Source organism: Sphingomonas sp. PAMC 26617 (assembly GCF_000242835.1).
Taxonomy (GTDB): Bacteria; Pseudomonadota; Alphaproteobacteria; order Sphingomonadales; family Sphingomonadaceae; genus Sphingomonas.
The window spans coordinates 419,379-442,527 of the sequence record NZ_JH594425.1 but is presented as its reverse complement, the minus strand read 5'-3'; the positions used below and the strand labels follow the sequence as shown (position 1 = coordinate 442,527).

The following is a 23,149-nucleotide window of genomic DNA, read 5'->3' as shown; positions in this document are numbered from 1 at the left end:
GGCTCACGGCTCAGAAGCCGCCGGTCCCTAATCAGGAAATCTTGAGACATTTGTGAAGTCTTGATATCGGTTTGCGCGTAAAAATTGCAGGTGATCAGCACTCGAACCATCGCTGCAAACGCGAGAGTGGGCCATAAATCGGGCCATTGCAAAATATGATCAATATATTAATTTTGATATCAAACTCTTAGCGTCAGAGTGTGAGTACTCTTCCGGCACCAGTCTTTAGACTACCTAATCTCGTACAGGACGGTGAATGGTATCCGATAGGGGTACCATGGCGTTAATCTTGACTTGTTGGAAAATGTTGCTCAAATGTTCTCGTCGTATCGATGGGGGCGAGGCGGCATGGCACAATCTGCAGATGACGAGCGACAGACAGCGTTTTCTCGATGGCTGCGAACAGGCAGATTGCCACACATCGCGAACCCGGACGTCGTCGAGTTCAAATTCAATAATTGGCATGATCCGACCGACGGTCGGTTCACCTTTGCTGGTTCAGGGCATTACCATGGCGGTGCCGCGCAGAAACCAAAGCGCCGCACCAGCGACCGGTCACCAGGCACGGGTCATCGCGGGCAGTCTGGGGCGGAATCGCGCGGCGCGACGATGCCGCGCAGGGAAACTCAATCTTCCAATAAACCGACACGCGTTGGCGAAACTCCGCGAACTCGCTCAACGGCTGAGCCTGAGTCGGTAGCCGCGGCATCGCGACGGATCGATCGGCCAAATCCGGTTGCAGAATTCGCCGGAGGCGTCGGCGAGGGTCTGTACCGCGTCGGCGCGGGTACAGTAACAGGTGTGTACTCCGTACTCACGACCAATCCTATCACAACTGTCCAGAATGTCGGGATCGGAGTTGCGAGTACGATCGACGCGGCGCTCGTGGCCGATGCTACACCAATGACCGTCCACATCGCGCGTGCAGCAACTGCGGTTACGAATGCCTCGGCGCGCGATTGGGGGAGGGCAACCGGGTTAGTCGCCGGCAATGTTGTGGTGGCAGCAGTCCCCGGAGCAGTGATAGTTAAAGTCTCCGCATTGCGTGCGGTGGAAACGGTGGCGTCGGAAGCTGTCTTCAACCCGCCACCAATTCATTGGGTGAAGGAAACCTCTAGAAGCACGAAGGCCTGGAAGGCATACAATGATGCGGCAACCGGAGCGCGGCCAGGTTATGCGCCGGCATTGACCCGAAAGATGGTGGACGGCTCGACAAGGTTGGTGAAGTTCGATGGCATACATGGGGACCATGTAATCGATCGAAAGTGGAAAGTTACGGACGCTCCAAATGCGCGAGCACAGGTATTACGGCAATCCGAAGCGCTGGCGCAGCACGGCAAGAATGGCATGTGGGAAGTTCCTACTCTAAAACAGAAAATAAAAGCTCAAAAACTTCTGCAAAGAATGGGTGTTACCAATATAAAGGTAAGGGTGGTCAAGCCATGATAGCTAGACAGATAGCAAGCATCATAGGGAGTGTTGTCGTATTTTTGGAAACGTCGGGTGACGATATCGTTGATCCTGACGCCGCTGTACAGCTTATGGAGGTCATCGGCGGCGATCTAGAAGAACTCGACAAAAGGTTCCTACGTGAACTGGTTGACGCCTTTGAACTGGTTGCTTCGGATTACAGCGGTGAGACGGCGGAGTTGGTGCGGAAAATACCGCATTATTTTTATCTCGAAGAAGCACTCGCGGTTGACGATCCGATACGGTTGGCAGAATTGGAAGCATTGCGTGATGCGATGGACTAAAAGGTTAAAGTTATGACGCTTAACGTTAATACGAGGCTGATTGCGTAACGATCGCCTACCAACGACGTCGAATTGAAATTTCCCAATGATTGGAGTGCCCATCTTTGTTCTCTGCGGGGCACCATTTTCAAGAAATCGGACGTCGTACAGGACAAAGCTGGGGAATGCGGTAGCTTCGCGCCGTCGATCGCCGCACTCGCAATTTGACTTGTAGAAAAATGTTGCTCAAATGTTCTCGCCGCGCGAGACAGTGTGGGCGGCATGATTCCCATAACCGATAACGAACGGTGACGCGCTTTTTCGATCTGGCTGCGGACCGGCAGATTGCCGAGCGTGGCCATCGCGGACGACGTAGAACTCAAGTCCAATCCTCGGCATGATCCCGCGGACGGTCAGTTCACCTTTGCTGGGTCGGGGCGTAACTATGGCCAAAGCGGGGGTGGCGGGTTTCGCAGCAGCGGGGGATCAGGCGGCAGTGCGTCGTCTCGCGCCGATTGGCCGGGCGAAGCTCGTTCGGCCACGAACCGACAGCGACCACGCCCGGGCCCGACTCCCACAGCAAAGGCGTCCGGCTCGTCCCCTCGCCCGTCCCCGAACACAAACGCGCAACGACCGAGTTCCAATAATAGCTGGGGCGGTGGGGGCTTTACGCGAGGCGGTGGTGGCAGCTTCGGCGGTGCGGGGGCGTCGGGCGATTGGGGCGTCGATCCGCCAAAGCAGCGGACGGGTGCGAAAGCCCCATCGACCCCCACGAAGCAGCAAGTATCGGTACCGCCGACAACGACAGCCCAGCGTTCCAGCGCCGCGAGACCACTTCGTCGCGAGGTCCGCAGCGGCTACGAATATCAGATCGACGAGACGGGACGTCACTGCACAGTGTCAGGGACCCTCGAGTTTGCCAACACGCAAGTGCGATCGAAAACGGTACAAGCGCAGGCCGGTGGTGCCGATCGGCGATCTACCGACGATGGCGGTCACTATATCGCAGCACGGTTCAATGGGCCGACCGACGCATTCAACCACTTTGCGCAGGATGCGAACTTCAACCGCGGAAGCTACCGAGCGCTGGAGGACCAGTGGGCGAGAGCGAAGCGAGCCGGTAGTAACGTCACGGTAACGATTGTGCCAAGCTATGCTGGTGCGTCAAAACGTCCTGCAGTGATCAACGTCTGGTTCACGATCAACGGGCACCAAGAAAGCGTGAGATTTGCGAATGAGCCGAAGGAGAAGCATGGTGGCAAATGACGTGACGGATCGCCTGCTTGGCGAGATTGGCCAGCTTTTGGCGGCAGACACCGCGTATCTGCTCGATGACACATTGCTCTATGCTCGGCTTAATACGAATTACGTCGCGCCATCGATCTTCAAAAACCGGGGGGGTACTATCGTATACCGCCGCCCCGACCTGGACCGATTGGGCGACGCACTTCTGGATCTTTGGGATGCCGAGACGCCAGAAAACCGCTGGGCGGAAATTGAGTATCTTATCAGGGGCGACACGTTCGAGGTGACATACACCTATGCCGACGACATCGATTCGAATGAGGATACGTTCGAGCGGCGTGACCGGATTGTGAAGCGGCACTTCGGGGATAAGCCAGTCGTCTACCCCGATTTTCCGCCCGAAGATGACGGGGCCCCGAGCTATGACCTTTAGACATCCGGTAGCCATCCAGGACCGCGGCTAGAAACCCGTCGGACCGATATTTCCCAATGATTCGAGTGCCCGGCTTCGCCCCCTCTGGGGCACTAGTCTTTAGACCACCGCTGAGCAGCGTTCGCCGTCGCGCGACGACCGCACAGGCGGGTTTGATCCGGGCGCGTGGGGCGTTGCCGTGATGTGGAAACGATCTCCCCATGTCAGGGCTGGGATGACCAGGGTCGAGGCACCCAGGAATAGCCGCTTGCGTTGCGGACGACATGCCCCAGGCCGGGAAAAGAGATGTGCGCGCCGCCGACGAGGATGCCGCTCTCGGCCGTCTCCGCCAAGATCGCCGCACGCGTCGCGGCGGCCGCCTTGGGATCGACATCATAATGGATCGTCACCGTTGGATCTTCGAACTGAACCTCGGCGGAGTGGATGACGTCGCCCCACAGCAACAAGTGCTGGCCCTTGCTTTCGATGATATAGCCGCTCTGTCCCGGGGTATGGCCGCGCAACGCGATCGCGCGTACGCCGGGAAACAGCGCGGCAGGCGCCGTGAAGGTCTTTAATCGTCCCGCGGCGACATAGGGGCCGACCGTCTTTTGCGACTGTTCGAAGGTGGCGCGTTGCGCTTCCGGTGCGAGGGCTTCCATCGCCTTGTTCAGCCAGAGCGCGGGATCGGCGCCGTCGACATAGACCGTCGCGGCGGGAAAGACCGGACGCCCGCCGATCGACAGGCCGCCCGAATGGTCGCCGTGGATATGCGTCAGGAGGATCGTGTCGATATCCTCGGGCGCATAGCCGGCGCTGCGCAGATTGGCGACGAGTTGGCCGGCGACGCCCGCGCCGAACAGTTCTCCCGCGCCGGTGTCGATCAGGATGCGATGGTCGCCAGTGTCGATCAAATAGCAGTTGATCGAGAGGCGGGCTGGCAGCGCCTGGTGCTGCGCGCGATAGCGCGTGCGGACCAGATCCGGCTGGCTCATGATGGTCGGCAGATCGCGCTCCACCGACCCGTCCGACAGCACCGTTACTCGAAAATCGCCGAGTTGCATCCGGTAATAGCCCGGCGCCTGCGGCCATGCAGCCTGCGCGGCGGCGGGCATGGCGGCAAGTGCTCCGGCGGCGATCAAAGTCCTGGCAATACCCATCGTTCGTCTCCTGTCGAGAGCGCAGATAGGTGCAATTGGGCGACGGGATTAGCCAACAATTATGGTATTGAGCAGACCGATTTCGGTCTAATAGGATCCGCCAATGTCCGCAGACGATACGCTCGCCTTCTTGGCGGTGGCGCAATTCGGGGGCTTCACCGCGGCGGCGGTGCGATTGCGCCAGCCCAAGACCAATCTGGTGCGACGCGTGCGCGCGCTCGAGTCGGCGCTCGGGGCTCGGCTGTTCGATCGGACAACTCGGTCGCTGTCACTGACCGAAGCTGGCCAGGCGTACCGCCAGCATCTGGGCGATTGGGGAACGAAGCTGGTCGAGGCCGAGCAGGCGGTCAAAGACCTCCAGGGCGAGGCGGCTGGCTGGATCCGGATCAGTCTCGCGCATTCGCTGGCTGTGGGGGCGATGGCGCCACTCCTCGTGGAATTCGGAACGCTCCATCCCCGGATCCGCTTCGACCTGCTGCTCGATCATCGTTCGGCCGATCTGGTCGCGGACGATGTCGATATTGCGCTGCGGATGGGCCCGCTTTCCGACAGCGCGTTGGTCGCGCGACGGCTGACGCGATTTCCTAACCGGGTCCATGCGGCACCTGCCTATCTGGAGCAGCATGGTGCGCCGCTGCAGCCGGCTGACCTGATGGTACATGCGACGCTCGCCAATCGCCTCGCCCAGCGCAAGGAGGGACATGCTTGGGGCCTGATCAATAATGGCGCGATGCGCGACTATCCGATCGCGCCGGTGATGATCGCCGACGATCCCTCAGCATTGCTCGCCGCGCTTGAAGCCGGGCGGGGCTTGATGCTGGCGACCGATGCTCTGGTCGCCCCTCTGGTCAAGGCCGGTCGCGTCTTACCGGTTCTGAGCGGCTGGACGGGTCGCATGCCGGAACTGCACGCGGTGTTTCCGACCGGTCGCGCGCGTTTCCTGAAAATACGATTGTTCGTCGATTTCCTCGCGGCTCGTTTCGCGACGCTGAATACAGGTGCAGAGGCTTAGGCGGAAAAGCGGTCGCTACCGCATATCGTCGCGCGTCGCTCGCCTGCGCGTTGCCGCCACCGGGCGTCCGGGGGCATACAACCGCGGGCACGCAGTTACAGATCGATCTCCCCGTGCATTACGGGCACGCATGATCCGCGCAATGTCGCGACGATACCGTTCGGGGTCCGTCGCGCATCGACATGCAGCAAGCTTGCTCTACCCATCTCAACGCCTTGATGAATTTCGAACTTGGCCTCCTCGGCATCCGGGTCGAGCGATAGCAGCAAACAGGCGAGCGGCGCGTTGGCGCTGCCGGTCGCGGGGTCCTCCCAGGTGCCTGCCAACGGTGCGAACATTCTGGCGCGGAGGGCACTGCCATCCTTGCTGTAGACGTGAACAGAAAAGCGGTTGCCGAACTGCGGATGGGCGCCGAGCGCGGTCCGAAACGCTGCGAGGTCAGGTTCACATTGCGACAATGCTTCGCGGGTAAGCTCGGCGATGACATAAGGATTGCCGTTCGAGGCGACAGTCGGAAGGTGATGGGCCGTCACCACGGAGTCGGGCTGTATTTGCAAGACTCGGGCGATGACCTCGGGTGAAATCGTGCCGCTGATACTGAGCGGTTGGGGTGCCGCTATGGTGGCGCCGATCGGCTCGCCCCAAGCATCGCGGTCGATCCGGACACGCACGATACCGGCGGGAATTTCAAAGGTAGCGACGTTGAGATCGGGGTCCTGTCTCGCAAGGAAAAAAAGCGGTTCCAACCATCGGGTGACCGGCAAACGCCATTTCGGCTGTTCGATTGAAAATGCGAACGCGTGCGGTGTTGGCAGGGTCTACGGGCGCGAGCACTAAGGTCGTCTCGCTTAGGTTAAACTCCGCCGCTACGGCCTGCAGGGTCACATCGTCGAGGGCGTCGGCACCTGTCACCACGGCGAGGGGGTTGCCGCCGAAGCGGCTCGCTGTGAACACATCGGCGGTATAGAAGGGGATACGGGCCACGCGGTCTTTCCGGTCTGCTGTCAACCGAGCCACCATACACGATGCAAGATGGCTGTCTTCGCTTCCTAAAATCTGTCATGCGCGCGTCGTGGACTGCCATGCATGGTGGTCAGCGACAACGGAGCCGAGCTGACGCGTTACGCCGTTCTCGCCCGGTGCCAAGGCACCGGGGTCGCGTGGCATTGCATCGCGCCGGGCAGGCCCCAGCAGAACGGTTTCGTGGAATCCTTTAATCGTCGCTTGCGCGACGAGTGCCCGAACGGGCACCTGTTCCCTTCGCTGGCTGCGGCGGAGCGGATCATCGAGGCATGGCGGACGGACTACAACACCGTCCGTCCCCACGGCAGCCTTGGCGGGCTGGCACCCGCCGAGTTTACGAACCACCCCCGCCAGGGGCATATCAAAACCGAAGCTGACGTATCAGCGGCCTGAAATTGGGCGTATGTCAGAGTACGCCATAAGCCATGATCGCTGAGAAGACAGCTAGTCTTCCGGCGGTTGCACGGCACCCACGAATCATGTGACGCTCCGTAGGTTCCCGAATGCCGTCGATGCGGTTCGGGATCGATGTGTCGCAACGATAAGAAGGCCGGTCTCATGGTTCTGACGCGACATGGTTGAGGGCAGTCCCCTGCGAACGATCAGCGTGGGAATCCGTGAAGTGCTCGGAGCTGCGTTACCGGGCGAACCAACGCAAGGCGACGTCCGCGCCCTCCTGCTTGGTACGCGCGTCGATACCCGCAATTTGAAAGACTTTGCCGAACCTGAAACCCTGAACCTGTCGGGCGTTGGGGCGGCCTTCGTCTTCCGTTACGGCGTTCTGGTCCTGATCGGCGCTTCGGCCGAGACCGAACGCCGCTTGATCGAACATCTTTCCGATCACGTCATCGAACCGCTCGCCACGCCGGAGACTGAAACCGCCTGGATAGAGATCCTTGCAGACCGCGAGGAGACCGTCAGCGCAGACGGGCACATACGGCTGAAAGAGGCGTCGCGCGAACGCCTGTTGCTGACCGCCACAGTTGTCGCCCGAAGCGTCGTCCTGGCGCGGGACGAAGGTCGCATCGCCGAAGCCTTCGATCGCGTGGAGCCGCTGATCAACGAACTCCGCGTCCATGGCCGCGCGGTGATGCCGATCCGGCGGGTCATGCGGAGCATCGGCGATGTCCTCGCGGCGCAGCATCGGGTCGTCGGTCGCGCGCAGATCATGGAGAAGCCGGACCTGCTTTGGGATCATCCAGAGCTCGACCGTCTTTATGGACGTCTGGAAGCCGAGTTCGAGCTTGGGGACCGAGCCCGTGCGATGGAACGCAAGCTCGAGGTGATCGGCGATGCCGCCGAGTGGTTGCTCGATCTGGTGCAGGACAAGCGCTCGTTGCGGCTCGAGCTTGCCGTGATCGGATTGATCGCGTTCGAGGTCGCGCTCAATATCTACGAGTTGTGGCGGCACTGAAAACGATATCAACGCATAGCCGCAGGAAAGCGTCGAGAAGGCGATGCGGACGAAAGCCGGTTGAACGAACGTCCGGTTTGGAAACGCGCTTCGGGCGGTGCGAATGACGGACATTGGGTCCAGGCCACCGCTTACGATCGTTGGGTGTGTGGCATGCCGCGTGAGACGGTGCCTTGAGGCCCGTGCGTATGCATAAACGACCGTTGAGCGTCGTCGACGTCAATGAGGCATCGTGACGACGACCAGGACTCGCTTGCCGTTTGCCCGAACATGCAGCCCGTCCGACGCGAAGCGCCGCGACTTCCCGTTTACCCGCGCCTGGCCCGGCCGTCCCCCCGACACCCAGGGGATGACGAACCCGCCGGGCGGTCGCGCCGTACCGCCGATTTCGATCACCAGCGCCCCCGATTGGCGGCGGACCGATACGTCGAGCGTACCATAAGCGGTATGCAACCCGCGGATTGCGCTGCCCCGCCCGACCTGCCAGCGTTCCGTGAGCCCTCCGCCGAGAATGAGCGCATGGTCCGACGAGCGCTCGTAAGCGAACAGGTCGAGTGCCGCGCGGATGAAGTCGGAGGCGACCCAAGCGTGCGGCATGTCGCCGATGAAGCGTTGCTCGCGCGGCAGGCGGCCGACAACTTCGGCCCACCCGTTCCATGCCGCAGGACGCCGCCCCGCCATGTAGAATTCGAGGAGATGGTTCGCCCGCTCCGCCCAGCCCAGCCGGACGAAGGCGGAAACATTGCGCAGTTCATACGGCGTATAGTCTGCCCAGTCCGCCCCCGGCGCAGTCCGCGCGAGAACGCGCGTCCACTGTTTTTCGAACGTCCGGCGCAGCAACGCCGGATCGAGCGTATCCTGTTCCCCCGCCGGGTCGAGCGCGATCGTGGTCGAGGTCGCGTCGAAATCACCAAGGCTTGTCGCGCCGGGGATGAAGTCGATCCCGAACGTCGTAGTCGCAGCACCGATGGCGGCGTGGATATCGGTCGCGAAGCTTGCACGCGCGGCGTCGATTGCGCGGGCTTCAGGCCGGCGTAGCACGGTCGCGGCGAAGGCTGCGTCGCGATAGCCGGTCAGCGCCCAGAAATCGTCCCACAGACTGTATTGCGGCGCGGCGGAATAGGCTTCGTGGCTGATCGAGGCGGGCATCAGCCCGCGTGTCAGTGGCGTCGCGGCAGGACCGCGCTCGGCCGCGCGCACCGTGTCCATGTAGCGTCGCGCGGCATCGATCCTCGGCCAGTCCCGCAGAAGGGCGCCGCGGTCGCCGGTGAAGCGGTAGAGCTGTGTGACGAGATGGATGTATTCGCCGTTCGAGTCGTTCTCGGGCACGGGATCGGCTCCGCGCGGATCGACGCAGCACGGCACCTTTCCGTTCGCGAACAGCTTGGTTCCATACCAGTCGGCGAAGGTCCGCGCGGGGCCGGGCAGGCCGAGCCGCAACAATGTATCCGACATCATCGCGCCATCGCGGATCCAGCTGCGATCGTAGGAGCGAGTCCCCGGTTGCAGTGCCGGACCCGTCCGGCTCATCAGCACCTGCGCCAGTGCGGTGCGGACCGTTTCGGCAACCGCGCGTTGCGCTGGCGGGACCGAGATCGTCACCCCGCCGAGCAGAGACTGCCAGCGCGCGCGCGTCGCGTCGTGCGCGCGGTCGAACGCGGCGCGGGTGACCGGGGCAGGCGGCGCGTCCGACGCGATCACCATTGGCACGTCCACGCTCGCGCCGGGGGCGAGCATCGAATCGTAGCGCAGCGTTGCGGACGCCAGCCCGACCGGGTCGTCGACCCGGTGCCGGGCAGGCATGTCGGTCACCGCGAGCGCGCCTCGATCGAACGGCGCGGTTGCCACGGCATCGGGCTCGACCAGCGGCGTCAGGTGACGGGTGATCGGCGGATCCCCCGCAATCGCGGGCACATTGGTCACGCCAAGCGTGTGCCCGTCCCAGGCGATCTGCCCGATCGGACTGACGCCGCCCGCCTGCCCGAGAAACTGGGTCGGCGCGTTGACTTGCAGCGGGCGGACCGCGAGCAGCAGCCGAAGCCGACGACGGGTGGTGCCGGTGTTGGTCAGACGCCAGCGCGCCATCAACCGGGGCGAGCCGGTATCCGCAAACACGGACGTATCGAGCCGCCAGCCCTGCCCCTGCCACGCGACATGCGGTAGCGGCAAACCGTCGTCCTCGAGCGACTGGCTGGCGATGACATCCGCCCAGCTGAACGTCCGCCCGTCCGCGACCACGAAGGGCTCGACCGAGAACCCGCCCTTGGCGACCTCGATCGCACCATCCTCGCCGATCAGCGCGGAGGTCGCGCCGGTGTCGCTTGCGACCAGCGTCCAATAGGGCTGCTCGCCGGTAAACCCGCGCGGGTAGGTGCCACGCGGGGCATCCTTCGCGAGCGCGGCGACGAAGGCGTTGGGCGTTTCACCGACTTCGGGCGGACGCGTCTCGATCTCGGCGAGCATCGCGGCGGGTGCGCCGGGCGGAAGCTGCACGCGGAGATACCGCAGGTCGGTTTGGGGCAGCGCGATCGGATCGGCGCCGCCGTCGCCATCGGTCACGGTGCGAAGCGTCCGCCAGCGCTGCCCGTCGTCCGACCCTTGTACGCCGTATCGCGGCGCTCCACGACCGGACGCCCAGTGCAGCACCGCGCCGCCAAGCGATGTGATTCCGCCAAAATCGATCTGGACGCTGTCGCCACCCCGCCCGGTCCAGCCGGTCGCAGGATCGTGGTCGATCACACGCGGGTCGCTTGCACGTGGCGCGGGGAGCGGGCCGGGCACGGGCAGGGCCCCGAATTCGAGGTCGTCGATCGCGACCTCGCCCGCACCGCCGTCGCGCCCGCGCACCACGACGACTTCCATCGCAGCCGTACGCCGCAGCGTCTTGTCCGCGCTCGGCCCCCAGGCGAACGAAAAGTCGCGCGGCCGCAGCTCTATCGTCTGCCAGTCGGACGACGCGCGAAAGTTGCGCCGCTGCACCCACCACACGTTCGCGCCGTTCGCGTCGCTGACCTTGATCTGCAGGTCGTTGACCCCGCCGGTCCCGCGGATCTTCAGGCGGATCCTGAAATTGGGCGGCCAGTCGATCGGCAGCGCGCGCCGCGCGAAAGCGTAGCCCGCGACCTGCCGAAAGTCATAGCGCAGCCGCAGCGCTTTGCCCGTCGCGCCCGGGACAAGATCGAGCCGCGCATCGACGCCGTTGGAGGCGTCAGCGCGCCACGGTTGCGCGGTCTCGAACCCGTCCAGCAAAAGTGTCGGCGCGGCCCCCGCCAGCAGAAGTGTTGCCAGCATCACGCGAGCCACCCGCCGCTGAACCCGGCGCGTTTGAGCCCGCGGCGCAGATGCGGGTTCTTGTGCATCGTCCGCCAGATCAGCCCGGTCCGGCGGTTCTCGATCATCGCGACGATCGGACCCTGGTCGATCCCGATGTAATCGCGGTCGATCCAGCCGATCCCGGGCTCCACGCGACCCTGATGGATCTCGGGCCGTGCGACCGTGAGGGTCGGGTTGAACGAATCGATGAAGCCGTACCGCTGGTAGATCGCGCTGCCGTAACGCGTGTGCAGCGCGTCCGCAGCGGGAAGGACGATCTCGGGGGCGAAGGCGATCGAGCCGAGCGCGGCGGTCGGCGCGATCGTGCCGTCGTCGCGGTCGCCCGGGCCCCGGGCGGAATAGCTGAAGAAGCTGCGCTCGACCTCGTCGATCCGGGTCTTGAAGTCGCCGGGGCCATCGCACGCGGTCAGCCCCCAGATTTCGGGACCATAGGCTGCGAACTTGCCGGGATTGGCGATTGCATAGGCGCGCTGCGCATGGGTCGCGCGGCGGCTGTTCTCGAAATAGTCGAGGCCCTTGGTGGCGATGAAGCGGTCGCGAATGCCGCGGAAGTCGACCCAGGTCTGGCTGTACTGATGGCCGAACAGCGGCGGGAAGGCGAGATGCGGCTCGCCCCAGCGGTCGCTCCACGAGGCTGCGAAGCGATCGGTCCATGCCGTCCACGTTTCCGCCGGCAGCGGGTGCGTCGGCGAGCCGAGCGCGAGCAGGTACATCATCAGCGATTCATTGTAGATGTCCCAGTCGCTCGGGATGTAACCGCGTTCGGGATGCCAGCCCATCGAGACGAATGGCGCGCGCGGGGTGAACCAGGTCCAGTCGACCGCGGCGTAAATCTGTTCGGCGAGCGAGCGTATCTGCGCTTCGTCGGGATGGTCGCTGTCGAACCAGCTCTGCGCGAACAGCACGCCGCCGAGCAGCAGCGCGGTGTCGATCGTCGACAGCTCGGTCTGCCGGAAGCGCGTCCCGCTCTGCATGTCGAGGAAATGGTAGAAGAACCCCTTGTGCCCCGCAGTGCCGCTCGGGGCGGGGCCTTGCGGCGCGTTCGCGAAGAAGCGCAACGTCGCGAGCGTCCGCGTGCGCGCCTGATCGCGGCTGATCCAGCGGTTGACCACGCCGATCGGGTATGCGGTCAGCGCGAAGCCGGTCGCGGCGATGCTCGCAAAGGACGGCGTCGGCCAGCGATCGGGCGCGAGACCGGTGGCGGGGTCGGTCGTGTCCCAGAAATAGCGGAACGTGCGTTCCTGCAGGTCGCCGATCAGCGCTTCCTGTGGTGCCGGACGGGCCGGACGCCGGACTCGCCGTGGCGCGGCCAGGCCGGCACTTGCCACACCGGCCAGCACAAGCCCGCCGGTGCCCAGAAAATGCCGCCGGTCGATCATGAGGTAAGCCTTTGGAACGTAATGGGGCAGGGTGTTCGCCCCCCTTCTTCCGTCATCCCCGCGTGGGCGGGAATGACGGTGGGAAGGGGGCGACGACATCCCCCTTAGAAACGATACCCCAGACGGAACTGGATCCGCCGTGGCAGCGTCAGCAGCGAATTGCCGATCCGCGCCGGATCGAGCGGGTCGGTGATCCGCCCGGTGGCGGGGTTGATGGTGTTGTTGTAAAAATCGTCGAAGCCCGAGAAGTTGTTGTTGTTGAACAGGTTCAACACGTCGACCGCCGCCTCGAGCGTGTCCTTGCCCAGCACCGGGATCTTCTTCGACAAGGTCACGTTGACCTCACAGAAGGCGAATACCCCGCCGAGGCAGTTCTTCTGCGGATAACGCGCGCTGAAATTGTTGAAACCGGAGCTCGAGCCGTTGGTCCCGTCGGTCACGCGGAACGCCTGCCCGCTGCCGAGCGTGGTGAGCGAAGCAAACTGGAAGCCGAGCGGCAGGTCGACGATCCCCGAGACCACGACGCGGTGCCGTTCGTCGCCGTCGCGGGGCCGCCAGCCATAGGCGTCCGGCGTGACCTGATCGAGGCTGAACAGGTCGCCGCCATTCTGCTCGCCCTTCGACAGCGTATAGGCGACGTTGAGGCCCCAGCCCGACGTCTTGGTGTAATTCTTGTCGAGCGTTACGAACAGCGCCTTGTAGCGTGTGTCGAGGCCGTCATAGCCGATCAGCACGTTCGAATAGCCCAGCGGCACGATCGTCGACGTATTGCAGCACGTGCCGAACCCACCGTCGTTGCGGGTTGCAAAGAGGTTGGTGTAGCCGTTGCGACCGCGCTGGTAAGAGCCGGTAACCGATGCCTCGAACACCCCGAGCCGCTGCCGAACGCCGAAGCTGACCTGATCGTTGACCGGAGGCTTGGCGTTGTTCTTGACCGCGAACATTTCCGGCGCACCGGCGCTGGTCGACGCCGCACGCAGCGCGAGCAGGCCGTCGCGCGTGCCGTACGCAGGATCCCAGCGGATCGTCGGCAAGCCGTTGCGCGGCAGGCCGTCCGACGAAAAGCGGAAGATCCCGACCGGATTGATCGAGCGCGACAGCTCGTCGACGGTGTTGTTGAAGTTGTTGCGATCGTAATAGCGCCCGAACCCGCCGAAGATCACGGTCGAGCGATCGCCCTTGATGTCCCACGAGAAGCCGACCCGCGGCGCGATCGCCCCGGCGAACGGCTTGCGGTTCGTACCGGTCGAGATGTAATTCTCGGGATTGAAATAGGACGTCGCGGGCAACGACCGCAGCGCCGCCGCCGCAGCGACGGGCGTGATATAATCGTTGTTGACCGCGTTCGTCTCATAATCCCAGCGCACGCCGAGGTTGAGCTGGAGCCGCCCGGTGATGTCCCAATCGTCCTGTGCGTACAGGCCGATCTGCGTGTTCGACCCCTGGATCAACCCGTTGCCGAGGCCAAGCCGCGCTTCGCCCGGGAAGGTGAAGTTGAGGTTGTTCTGCGGCTCGCGTAGGAAGGTGTAGCGCGGCTGGGTATACAGCCGGTTGTCGAACGAGATGTCGGTGATCTCGACGCGACCGCCGACCTTGAAGGTATGGCCCGCCACCCCTGAATAGGTGAAGTCGTCCCGCAGCGTATAGCTCTGCTGGACCTGCTTGCGGGTCGAATCCTTGCCGCCGAAAATGATGACGCCGCTATAGTCGTAGGTCGGCAGGTCGGGATTGAGCGACGTCGGGTTGAACGTATATTGCAGATAGTTGGCGTTGAATTCGTTGACGAACTTGTCGCCCTTATACGCCCATTTGAACTGATAGGTGTCGATGATGTTGCGCTTGTTCTCGGCATTCTCATACGAGACGTTGCCGCCGAAATTCTGGATGTCGGTTTCCTGGCGGCGGCTGAACGATGCATCGAAGGTCTGGCGGTCATCCGGGGTCAGCGTCAGTTTGCCGAAGTAGAAATCGCCGCGGAACGGGCTGATGAACGGAGCCTCGAAGTCGGACAGGCGCCGGCCCGAAACCTGGTTGAATTCGTTGACCGCATCCGCCGAACCCGTGCTCTTGACGTTGAGCGCGCGGTTCTGGTCGTTGCCCTCGTACGTGCCGAAGAAGAACAGCCGATCCTTGATGATCGGCCCGCCGAGCGCGATACCATATTGCTTGCGCGTAAAATCGGGCTTGGGGTTGCCGTCACGCTTGTCGATGAACGACGTCTCCGACAGGCCCTTGCCGGTATATTGGCCGAACACTTCGCCGTGGAACTGGTTGGTGCCCGACTTGGTCACGGCGGTGATGATCGCGGACCCCGCCTGTTCGTACTCGGCCTTGTAATTCTGCGTCAGCACGCGGAATTCCTGCACGGCGAGCTGCCCGAACGGGTTGCCCCGGCTGTTCTGCTGGCCGGCGATGCCGCCCTCGCTGAGCTTGTTCTTGAGGCTGACGCCGTCGATGAAGACGTTGACCTGGCTGGCGGTCGATGCGCCCGACTGGATGCCCTTGCCGGTTTCGCTGTCATTGTAACGCACGCCCGGAGCGAGCGCCGCGAATGACAGGAAGTTGCGGTCGGTCTGCGGCAGCGCGCGGATCTGCGCCTGGCTGACGTTGGTCGCGATCTCGCTGGTGCGCGTCTCCCGCAGGCGGCTGCCGGTGACGACGATGTCCTTCCCGCCCGATGGCGTGGCACCCGGTGCGGAGCCGGGGGCCTCGACCGTCGCGTCGAGCGAGGCGGTCTGGCCGATCGCGACGGTGACGAGCTGGGTGTTGGTCTGGCCGTCGGTCGCGGTCGAGGTGACCTGATACGATCCCGGACGCAGGCCGTTGAGCGTGTATCCGCCGTTTGCATCTGTGGTCGCGCGATAGGTCTGGTTGGTATCGCTGCTGACCGCGGCGACGGTTGCGCCGGCGACCGGCGTACCGGCCGCATCGGTCACCTGCCCACGGATCGCCGCGGTGCTGGTCTGGGCGTAGGCGGGGGACAGGCCCGTCGTCGCGGCGGAGAAGGCTGCGCTGGCGAGCAACAGCCGAAGAAACTTCTGGTTACGCATACTCATATTCGTGTTCCCTGTTTAATACCCGACTGACGCGGGCTTCATTTGGTCGTTTCGCGGATCATCAGCTCGGGCAACGACACCTCGAGCGCGTGATCGGTCGAGCCGGCGATCGCCTCGGTCAGCCGTGCGATCGCGCGCGCGCCGATCCCGGCAATGTCGACGTGCATCGTGGTGAGCGCAGGCGAGATGAGCCGCGACAGCGGGACGTCATCGAACCCCGCGAGCGCAATCCGGCCGGGCACGTCGATCCCGGCCGCGCGCAAGGCGATCAGCACGCCGAGCGCCATCATGTCATTGGCCGCGAAGATCGCATCCGCCGTCGGGTAATCGCGCAGGATCTGCGGGGTCAGCGCGACCCCGGTCTCCTGCATGAAATCGCCGGCGACGACGTGCGGCGCGAGCCCTGCCGCTTCCATCGCGGCGCGATAGCCGGCGATGCGCTCGCGCGCCTCGGCATTGCTGTCGGGGCCGGAGAGATGGACGATCTCGCGCCGTCCGGTCGCGATCAGATGCTCGGTCATCGTCCGCGCACCCGCGACATTGTCGACGCGCAGCGTCGGACGGTCCTTCCCCGGCGCGTCGCAATTCACGAGCACCGCGGGGATGCTCGGCGGGAGCCCGGCGAGCAGCAGGTCGGGGTCGATATGCGGCGCCATGATGATCAGCCCGTCGACCCGGCCGCGCATCGTGTGGAGCATGCGCACCGCGCGGTCGCCGTCGTGCAGGTTGGACAACAGCAGTTGCAGCCCGCGTTCCGACGCTGCGCGATCCATCCCACGCAGCGTTTCGGAGAAGAACTCGCCGTGCAGGTCCGGAAGGACGACACCGATGGCGTTGGCGCGCGCCATGCTGAGGTTGCGGGCCCCCGCGTGCGGGACGTAGCCGAGCGCGGCGGCAACGGTCTCGATATGCAGACGCAGTTCTGGCCGGACGTTGCTGTGCCCGTTGAGCGCGCGCGACACCGAGGCGACCGACACGTCCGCCTCGCGAGCGACATCGCGGATCGTGGCCTGCGCCATCTTTCGAAACGTCCTTCCCTGTGTGGCGCGCGAAACCGTTCGCGAGCCCGTTGCGTCGGCTGGGGCAGTGGCCCGTGCCGATCTCCCTGCTTGATGTAACCGGTTACATCATTCAAAAGCGGTGTTCAAGACCGGCTGTTTCGGTAAGGACGGGGGCACGTGGCCGTACCGCCAAGGGGAGGATAAGCGATGGAAACGTCGAGCATTTCACGACGCGCAATGCTGCTTGGCGCAGGCGCGGTGACCGCCTGGGCGACGAGTCCTGCGCGCGCCTTGCTCGCGGCGGCGGATCAAGTTGACGCGTCCCCGATGATCGAATCGCTGATCGCGCGCATGACCGTTGCCGAAAAGGCGGGACAGCTCACGCTCAACGCGGCCGCCTGGGCAGGCGGTGCTGCGAACGCGCTCAACCCGATCAAGGCGGGCGCGACGTTTGAGACGCAACTTGCCGAAGTCCGTGACGGGCATCTGACCGGCGTGTTCAACGGCCACGGCACCGACATGGCGCAGCGGATGCAAAGCACCGCGGTGCGCGAGTCGCGGATGAAGATCCCGCTGCTCTTTGCCGCCGATGTCATCCACGGCTTCCGAACCGTCTTTCCCGTGCCGCTCGCGGAGGCTGGAAGCTTCGACCCCGATCTGGCGGAAAGCACCGCGCGCGCGGCGGCGGTCGAGGCGTCGGCGGCAGGGATCGACTGGACCTTCGCGCCGATGGTCGACATCGCGCGCGACCAGCGCTGGGGTCGCGGGGTCGAAGGCGCGGGCGAGGACGTGTTCCTTGGCCGGATGATGGCCGCCGCGCGCGTTCGCGGGTTCCAGGGTCGCAAGGGGCTCGCCGCCGACGATGCGGTGATGGCCTGCGCCAAGCATTTCGCGGCCTATGGCGCAGCGGAAGCCGGGCTCGATTACAACAGCGTCGACGTGTCCGAGCGGACCTTGCGCGACGTCTATTTCCCGCCGTTCCAGGCGGCGTTCGACGCGGGCGTGCTGTCGACGATGGCGTCGTTCAACGAGATTTCGGGCGTGCCGGCAACCGCCAACCCGTGGCTGCTCGACACCGTGTTGCGCAAGGAATGGGGGTTCGGCGGTCTGGTCGTGTCGGATTATACCGGTGACGAGGAACTCATCGCGCACGGCTTCGCCGCCGATGCGCGCGAGGCGACGCGGCTCGCGTTCCTGGCGGGGGTCGACATGAGCATGCAGAGCAGCTTCTACCGCGATCACCTGCCCGCGCTGGTCGCGTCGGGCGCGGTGCCGATGGCGCGGCTCGATCAGGCCGTGCGGCGCGTGCTTCGCGTCAAGCAGGCGCTCGGCCTGTTCGATAATCCGTTCCGCCGGATCGATGCGAAGCGCGAGCGGACGCGGGTGCGGACCAGGGCAAATCTTGCGCTCGCGCGCGACGCGGGGCGCCGGTCGATCGTATTGCTCAAGAACGACGGCGACCTTTTGCCCTTGCCCCGCTCGGGCAAGCGGATCGCGTTGATCGGTCCGTTTGCGCAAGGGCAGAAGGATCTGATCGGGCCATGGAATGTCTACGGATCGGACAGCGAGGCGGTGGATCTGCTGACGGGCGTGCGCGCTGTCGTCGCCGACGCCGGGATGGTGACCGCAACCGCCGGTTCCGGGATCGAGCAGGCGCTTCCCGGCGGGATCGACGCCGCGGTCGCCGCGGCACGGGCCGCGGACATCGTCGTCCTCGCGATCGGCGAGGGGCAGCACATGTCGGGCGAGGCACAGTCGCGGGACGCGATCGTCATCCCCGCGCCGCAACTGGCGCTCGCCGCCGCGGTCGCCGCGACGGGCAAGCCGATCGTCGTCGCGCTCCGCAACGGGCGCGCGCTGGAACTGTCGGGCGCGGTGCTGGATGCGCCGGCGATCCTCGTGACGTGGTTCCTCGGGTCGCAATCGGGCCCGGCGATCGCCGACATCCTGTTCGGGCTGGCGGCACCATCGGCACGGTTGCCCGCCAGCTTCCCGTTCTCGACCGGGCAGGAGCCTTATCATTATGCGCACAAATCGACCGGGCGGCCGAACCTTACGGAACAGCTGACCGAATATAAGGCGCATTACCGCGAAGCGCCCAATGCCGCGCGGTTCGCGTTCGGGCACGGGCTGACCTACGGCAAGATCGCCTATGGCAACCTGCAACTCGGCACGGGGAAGCTCGCGTGGGACGGCGAGCTCACCGTCCGCGCGACGATCACCAACGATGGCAGCCGCGCGGCGGACGAGGTGGTCCAGCTCTACATCCACGACGTCGCCGCCAGCATCACCCGCCCGGTCCGCGAGCTCAAGGCGTTCCGCCGCGTCCGCGTGGCGGCCGGGGCGCAGGTCGAGGTGGTCTTCACCCTCAAGCGCGCCGACCTGCTGTTCATCGGCACTGCGCTGAAACCGACGGTCGAGCCGGGGCAGTTCCGCATCTGGGTCGCGCCGTCGGCACAGGCGGAGGGTGTCAGCGGGACGTTCGACCTCGTCGCGAGCTGACCCTCAGGCGTCGGTGCGGTCGGCCAGATCCTCGACCAGCGCGGCATGGACGCCGCGCTTGAGCGGGTTTGCCAGCATGATCAGCGCCGACGCCACCAGCCCCGCCGAGCAGGCGTACAGCATCAGGTCGCGGATCCCCGCGATCGTCGCCCCAGTCTGCACCGCGCCCGCGACATAGCCGATATGGCGGTAGAACAGCCCAAGCACCCCCGCCGCCGCCGCCAGCCCGAGCTTCTGCAGGAGGGCGGCGACACCGAACGCCAGCGCCTCGACCCGGGTCCCGGCAAGCGCTTCGCCATATTCGACCGTGTTGGGCAGCATCGACCAGAAGACGAGGTTGAATCCGGTAAACGCCGCCTGGAGCAGCGCGAGCACGACGACCGGCGCGGCGAGGCCACCAGCGCCGAACACCGCAAGGCACGCCAGTCCCCACCCGACCGCGACGAACCACACCCCGCGCAACCCGATCCAGCGCGTGACCGTCATCCACACCGGCACCGCGACCGTCCCGGCAAGCGCCATCAACGCGAGCGTCTGCGGACCCTGCGCTGGTTGCCCCGCGACATGCTTGAAATAATAGAGCACCGATTGCGTCAGCAGCGCTGCCGCCAGCCCTGCGACCATCGCCGCGAGATTGAGCGTCACGAACGCGCGATTGCCGAGCAGCAAGCGCAGCCCCGTCAGGAGCGGAAGCGGGGTAGGCGAACGCTGTACGGCAGGACTTTCGCGGGCGAAAACAGTCAGCGTGAGCAACAGGGCGCTGCCCACCACGCCATATACGATTGCGGCGGCGGCGAACCCCGACTGTCCGGTCGCGTCGCCGGTGGTGCGCAGCGCGATCCACGGCGTGCCGACCGTGACGACCAGCGCTGCCACCGTCCCGAACACCATCCGCACCCCAGCGAGCGTCGTCCGGTCGCGGCTGTCGCTGCTGAACCGGGCGCTCCACGCGGCATAGGGCACGTTGACCGTGGCATAGAGCGTACGGAACAGGATCTGCGTGGCGGCGATCGCCCCCGCGAGCCAGCCGCCCGACAGGTGCGGCGTTGCATACAGCAGCACGAACGCCCCCGCGAGCGGCACCGCGCCCGCTGCGATAAACCGCCGATACCGCACACCGGGGCGTTGCGCTGCGATGCCGACCAGAAGGTCGGCGATCCCGTCCCAAAGGGCACCTGCCATGTAGAGCGTCCCCGCCAGCGCTGCCGGAAGGGCAAGGACATCGGTGTAGAAGAACAAGAGGTAGAGCGAGACACTTTGCCAATACAGGTTGCACGCGAAATCGCCCGCGCCGAACAGCACGAACTGGGCCGGACCGGGACGCATCAGGGCAGGAGATGGGCTTTGCATGGGCGTCCGTGTGACTGATCGTCGGCGAGGTCTGGTTTGCGTCGCACGGTATCGGTTCCGACACTATCCGGAAGTGTTCGTTTCGAGCGGACCAAAGTCGACAACCCATGGGATCTGCTTCCAGTCGCCTTGCTCGTTCGGAAAGGTGCCCTGGAGATGGAGGGGATACGGAGGATCCTGAACGGCGACTTCTGGGTCAACGCGGCGGTTCGGTCATGGCGCGCCACCAGGTATCCAGCGGAGTCTGGCGGCCACTACGCACAATGCCGGCGCAATCGCGGCGTGGCGAATAGCGGTAGCACTCGGAAAAAGCACGGGCACCCGGTACGGACGGCGCCGGCAGGCTTTTCGCCGCGAACGGCCCGGTCTGCAGAGCCGCGCTCGCCGACAGCGCCGCCCCCGTCCGCACGGCCTTGCCGCCGCCGCCCGTTTTGGGCACTTTCGCGTTCATGCTGAAGCCCTTCCGTACGTTCGCGCCGCTTGGTCTGCTCCCGCTCCTGATCGGCGCGTCCCGGCCGCTGCCTGCCGATCCCGATACGCGCGCCTGGTGGGCGACGACCGCCGCGCTGTCGGATGACGCGATGGCGGGACGCGACGCGGGCTCTGCCGCCTATGAACGCGCCGCCAAGCTGGTCGAAGCGCGGTTCGCGGCCGCCGGGCTCGAGCCCGCGGGCGATAATGGCGGCTACATGCAGCGCGTGCCGATGCAGGCGCTGTCGATTGACCGCGCGACGTTCAGCGTCGGCGCCCGGCCGCTGCGCTTCCTCTACGACATCATGATCAACCCGTACCCGGGCATGCCGCCGCGGATCGACGCGCCGCTGGCCTATCGCGGCTATTGCAAGGCGGGCACGCTCGGCGACGTGCGCGGCAAGGCGGTGATCTGCCACGGAACGCACCGCGCCGGGCTGCCGTCAGATGCGGAGCGGCTCGCGGCCGTCAAGGCTGCGGGCGCAATCGCGCTCCTGACCATCGCGGACCCCGGCTTCACGGTCGAACCGCCACGCTGGCCCTTTGCCTACGCACGCACGGTTTGGCTCCAGGGCAGCCCGCCGGAAGCGGCGGGGCTGATGCGATTCACGCTCAACGCCGATGCATTGGGGCGATTGGATGCTGGCAGCGACCGCGATGCTGCGCGGCTTGTCGCTGCGGGCGCGGCCGGCAACGCCCTGCCCGACTTCGATATTCCGGGGCGCTTCCACGCGGATTTCAAAGTGTCGGAGCGAACGATCAGCGCGCCCAATGTGCTTGCGCGGCTGCCGGGCAGTGACCCGTCGCGCGCGGCGCAAGTGATCGTGCTCTCCGCGCATCTCGACGGCTATGGCTTCGGCGAGCCGGTTGCGGGCGACGGTCTCTACAACGGCACGCTCGACGATGCCGCCTACGTCGCGCTGCTGATCCGTCTTGCCGAGCGGCGCCAGCGCGCGGGATTCGCGCGGCCGGTGCTGTTCGCGGCGTTCACCGGCGAGGAGAAAGGCCTTCTTGGCGCCCGCTGGTTCGTCGCGCACCCAACCCTGCCGCGCGATCATATCGCCGCGGACATCAATCTCGACCAGTTGCGGCCGATCTTTCCGCTTGAGCTGCTGACCGTCCATGCGCTCACCGACACGACGCTGGGCGACGATGCGCGCACCGTGGCCGCCGGGATGAACGTCGGGGTGCAACCCGATCCCGAACCAGAACGCAACCTGCTGCGCCGCGCCGATCAATGGCCGTTCCTGGAGGCGGGCATCCCCGCGACGGCGTTCGTGTTCGGCTACCGGCCGGGGACGGAGAGCGAGCGTATCTATCGACGGTGGTACAAGACCGGCTATCACAAGCCGCAGGACGATTTGACGCAGCCGATCGACTGGCATGCTGCGGCGGACTTCAACCGGTTCTTCTACGCACTCGTGGAGCGTGTCGCGGACCAGCCCGCAGCGCCGGCGTGGAAGCCTGGCAGCACGCTGCGCACCGCTAAACGCTAGGCGGTACTTGGTATCGAGCCGCGGACCAAGCCTTTCACGAGCCAGGGGCTGGCGGGCAAGGTCGCGGGGATGATGAGCGAGGCTGACGGCCATCGAAAATAAATGTTCGGTGGAACGGCGTGGCGGATGTCGGCGCGGTCAGGCGGCGGCATCGCGGGAACTACGTATGGAGCGGCTGTAACCGACCCCCTAATATTCCCCCTCGGTGCCAACGCCACGCGTCATGGCCTCGCGGTGGGGCACTCGACCCCAGGGGGGCTGTATCGGCGATGCAGCGACGGCGTTCGCCGACCGCATGCCTGCGCTTCTGACGGGGAAATTGGCCGTGACGACAGGGTATCTCATCGCTGCGTTCGTCTCGGGGCTGCTGATTGGTGTCGCGCTGGTCTTGTATTGGCTGGGTTGGCATCGGCGCTGGCTCTGACGGCGGACTTTCGAGCTGCCTGATGCGTGATGGCGCGACATGTCCTCTTAGGGGACGTGCTCTGTCGAGGAGGGCGAGCCGGGCGTAGGGGGCGAGGCCTGGGGATCAGGCGGCGGTGACCGATAAGCGTACTTCACC

At 65.0% G+C, this 23,149-nt stretch carries 17 protein-coding genes and 2 pseudogenes; 10 read left to right on the top strand and 9 right to left on the bottom strand.

Annotated elements, in window-relative coordinates; all coding sequences use genetic code 11:
• Positions 1-348 precede the first annotated feature (348 nt).
• The gene (locus RH91_RS22165) at positions 349-1,446 is read left to right on the top strand and encodes a hypothetical protein (protein WP_157136822.1); all 1,098 of its coding nucleotides are present in this window, start codon (positions 349-351) and stop codon (positions 1,444-1,446) included.
• Positions 1,443-1,754, top strand: coding sequence for a hypothetical protein (locus RH91_RS01785; protein WP_010160780.1), 312 nt, complete (start codon positions 1,443-1,445; stop codon positions 1,752-1,754). Before RH91_RS22165 ends, RH91_RS01785 begins: the two co-directional genes overlap by 4 nt.
• Here RH91_RS01785 and RH91_RS22970 read toward each other — a convergent pair.
• Positions 1,751-2,095 carry a hypothetical protein gene (locus RH91_RS22970; protein ID WP_157136821.1) on the bottom strand — a complete coding sequence of 115 codons (345 nt, stop codon included), beginning with the start codon at positions 2,093-2,095 and terminating at the stop codon, positions 1,751-1,753. The two genes, RH91_RS01785 and RH91_RS22970, sit on opposite strands and share 4 nt — an antisense overlap.
• Here RH91_RS22970 and RH91_RS23415 point away from each other — a divergent pair.
• Together RH91_RS23415 and RH91_RS01780 are read left to right on the top strand one after the other, a co-directional pair.
• A complete protein-coding gene (locus RH91_RS23415) occupies positions 2,088-2,999 on the top strand; it encodes a DNA/RNA non-specific endonuclease (protein ID WP_010160778.1) in 912 nt (303 codons plus the stop codon). The genes RH91_RS22970 and RH91_RS23415 overlap by 8 nt on opposite strands.
• The gene (locus RH91_RS01780) at positions 2,986-3,411 is read left to right on the top strand and encodes a hypothetical protein (RefSeq protein ID WP_010160777.1); all 426 of its coding nucleotides are present in this window, start codon (positions 2,986-2,988) and stop codon (positions 3,409-3,411) included. Before RH91_RS23415 ends, RH91_RS01780 begins: the two co-directional genes overlap by 14 nt.
• A 203-nt stretch (positions 3,412-3,614) precedes the next feature.
• On the opposite strand, the gene RH91_RS01775 is transcribed toward RH91_RS01780, so the two are convergent.
• Entirely contained in the window at positions 3,615-4,550 is a 936-nt protein-coding gene (locus RH91_RS01775) for an MBL fold metallo-hydrolase (RefSeq protein ID WP_232283380.1), read from the bottom strand.
• 103 nt (positions 4,551-4,653) lie between these two features.
• Here RH91_RS01775 and RH91_RS01770 point away from each other — a divergent pair, with 103 nt between their 5' ends.
• Positions 4,654-5,562 (top strand): LysR family transcriptional regulator, encoded by a 909-nt coding sequence (locus tag RH91_RS01770; RefSeq protein WP_010160775.1) that lies wholly within the window; start codon positions 4,654-4,656, stop codon positions 5,560-5,562.
• A 95-nt stretch (positions 5,563-5,657) separates the two neighbouring features.
• Here the strand turns inward: RH91_RS01770 and RH91_RS01765 are convergent.
• Positions 5,658-6,582: pseudogene (locus RH91_RS01765) on the bottom strand (PhzF family phenazine biosynthesis protein).
• Positions 6,583-6,633: 51 nt separating this feature from the next.
• Between RH91_RS01765 and RH91_RS01760 the strand changes: the two are divergent.
• Both RH91_RS01760 and RH91_RS01755 read left to right on the top strand, forming a co-directional pair.
• Positions 6,634-6,978, top strand: a pseudogene (locus tag RH91_RS01760) (integrase core domain-containing protein); the annotation flags it as partial.
• A 181-nt stretch (positions 6,979-7,159) separates the two neighbouring features.
• Entirely contained in the window at positions 7,160-7,999 is an 840-nt protein-coding gene (locus tag RH91_RS01755; RefSeq protein ID WP_010215200.1) for an RMD1 family protein, read from the top strand.
• A 219-nt stretch (positions 8,000-8,218) separates the two neighbouring features.
• Here the strand turns inward: RH91_RS01755 and RH91_RS01750 are convergent, their stop codons facing one another.
• From RH91_RS01750 to RH91_RS01735, 4 genes are all read right to left on the bottom strand, one after another.
• Positions 8,219-11,290 carry a discoidin domain-containing protein gene (locus tag RH91_RS01750; RefSeq protein ID WP_010160768.1) on the bottom strand — a complete coding sequence of 1,024 codons (3,072 nt, stop codon included), beginning with the start codon at positions 11,288-11,290 and terminating at the stop codon, positions 8,219-8,221.
• Positions 11,290-12,711, bottom strand: coding sequence for a glucoamylase family protein (locus tag RH91_RS01745; protein ID WP_010160767.1), 1,422 nt, complete (start codon positions 12,709-12,711; stop codon positions 11,290-11,292). Before RH91_RS01745 ends, RH91_RS01750 begins: the two co-directional genes overlap by 1 nt.
• 104 nt (positions 12,712-12,815) lie before the next feature.
• The gene (locus tag RH91_RS01740; protein WP_232283379.1) at positions 12,816-15,767 is read right to left on the bottom strand and encodes a TonB-dependent receptor; all 2,952 of its coding nucleotides are present in this window, start codon (positions 15,765-15,767) and stop codon (positions 12,816-12,818) included.
• Between the two features lie 38 nt (positions 15,768-15,805).
• Positions 15,806-16,786 (bottom strand): LacI family DNA-binding transcriptional regulator, encoded by a 981-nt coding sequence (locus RH91_RS01735; RefSeq protein ID WP_010160765.1) that lies wholly within the window; start codon positions 16,784-16,786, stop codon positions 15,806-15,808.
• Positions 16,787-16,975: 189 nt separating this feature from the next.
• Between RH91_RS01735 and RH91_RS01730 the strand changes: the two genes are divergently transcribed.
• A complete protein-coding gene (locus RH91_RS01730; protein WP_029623517.1) occupies positions 16,976-19,270 on the top strand; it encodes a glycoside hydrolase family 3 N-terminal domain-containing protein in 2,295 nt (764 codons plus the stop codon).
• 3 nt (positions 19,271-19,273) lie between these two features.
• Here the strand turns inward: RH91_RS01730 and RH91_RS01725 are convergent, their stop codons facing one another.
• Positions 19,274-20,596, bottom strand: coding sequence for an MFS transporter (locus RH91_RS01725; protein WP_010160763.1), 1,323 nt, complete (start codon positions 20,594-20,596; stop codon positions 19,274-19,276).
• A gap of 220 nt (positions 20,597-20,816) precedes the next feature.
• Positions 20,817-21,071 (bottom strand): hypothetical protein, encoded by a 255-nt coding sequence (locus RH91_RS01720; RefSeq protein WP_010160762.1) that lies wholly within the window; start codon positions 21,069-21,071, stop codon positions 20,817-20,819.
• Between RH91_RS01720 and RH91_RS01715 the strand changes: the two genes are divergently transcribed.
• Positions 21,070-22,587, top strand: a complete 1,518-nt coding sequence (locus RH91_RS01715; RefSeq protein WP_010160761.1) for a M28 family peptidase — start codon at positions 21,070-21,072, stop codon at positions 22,585-22,587. The genes RH91_RS01720 and RH91_RS01715 overlap by 2 nt on opposite strands.
• A 295-nt stretch (positions 22,588-22,882) precedes the next feature.
• Positions 22,883-23,011 carry a hypothetical protein gene (locus RH91_RS23405; protein WP_269724630.1) on the top strand — a complete coding sequence of 43 codons (129 nt, stop codon included), beginning with the start codon at positions 22,883-22,885 and terminating at the stop codon, positions 23,009-23,011.
• Positions 23,012-23,149 lie beyond the last annotated feature (138 nt).

Excerpts from the sequence above, each read along its gene's own strand:
- RH91_RS23405 (WP_269724630.1), top strand. The coding sequence starts at position 22,883 with ATGCCTGCGCTTCTGACGGGGAAATTGGCCGTGACGACAGGGTATCTC.
- RH91_RS01780 (WP_010160777.1), top strand. The coding sequence starts at position 2,986 with ATGGTGGCAAATGACGTGACGGATCGCCTGCTTGGCGAGATTGGCCAG.
- RH91_RS01730 (WP_029623517.1), top strand. The coding sequence starts at position 16,976 with ATGGAAACGTCGAGCATTTCACGACGCGCAATGCTGCTTGGCGCAGGC.
- RH91_RS01785 (WP_010160780.1), top strand. The coding sequence starts at position 1,443 with ATGATAGCTAGACAGATAGCAAGCATCATAGGGAGTGTTGTCGTATTT.
- RH91_RS01745 (WP_010160767.1), bottom strand. The coding sequence starts at position 12,711 with ATGATCGACCGGCGGCATTTTCTGGGCACCGGCGGGCTTGTGCTGGCC.
- RH91_RS01715 (WP_010160761.1), top strand. The coding sequence starts at position 21,070 with ATGCTGAAGCCCTTCCGTACGTTCGCGCCGCTTGGTCTGCTCCCGCTC.
- RH91_RS22970 (WP_157136821.1), bottom strand. The coding sequence starts at position 2,095 with ATGGCCACGCTCGGCAATCTGCCGGTCCGCAGCCAGATCGAAAAAGCG.
- RH91_RS22165 (WP_157136822.1), top strand. The coding sequence starts at position 349 with ATGGCACAATCTGCAGATGACGAGCGACAGACAGCGTTTTCTCGATGG.
- RH91_RS01725 (WP_010160763.1), bottom strand. The coding sequence starts at position 20,596 with ATGCGTCCCGGTCCGGCCCAGTTCGTGCTGTTCGGCGCGGGCGATTTC.
- RH91_RS01740 (WP_232283379.1), bottom strand. The coding sequence starts at position 15,767 with ATGAGTATGCGTAACCAGAAGTTTCTTCGGCTGTTGCTCGCCAGCGCA.
- RH91_RS01770 (WP_010160775.1), top strand. The coding sequence starts at position 4,654 with ATGTCCGCAGACGATACGCTCGCCTTCTTGGCGGTGGCGCAATTCGGG.
- RH91_RS01735 (WP_010160765.1), bottom strand. The coding sequence starts at position 16,786 with ATGGCGCAGGCCACGATCCGCGATGTCGCTCGCGAGGCGGACGTGTCG.
- RH91_RS01755 (WP_010215200.1), top strand. The coding sequence starts at position 7,160 with ATGGTTGAGGGCAGTCCCCTGCGAACGATCAGCGTGGGAATCCGTGAA.
- RH91_RS01750 (WP_010160768.1), bottom strand. The coding sequence starts at position 11,290 with ATGCTGGCAACACTTCTGCTGGCGGGGGCCGCGCCGACACTTTTGCTG.
- RH91_RS01775 (WP_232283380.1), bottom strand. The coding sequence starts at position 4,550 with ATGGGTATTGCCAGGACTTTGATCGCCGCCGGAGCACTTGCCGCCATG.
- RH91_RS01720 (WP_010160762.1), bottom strand. The coding sequence starts at position 21,071 with ATGAACGCGAAAGTGCCCAAAACGGGCGGCGGCGGCAAGGCCGTGCGG.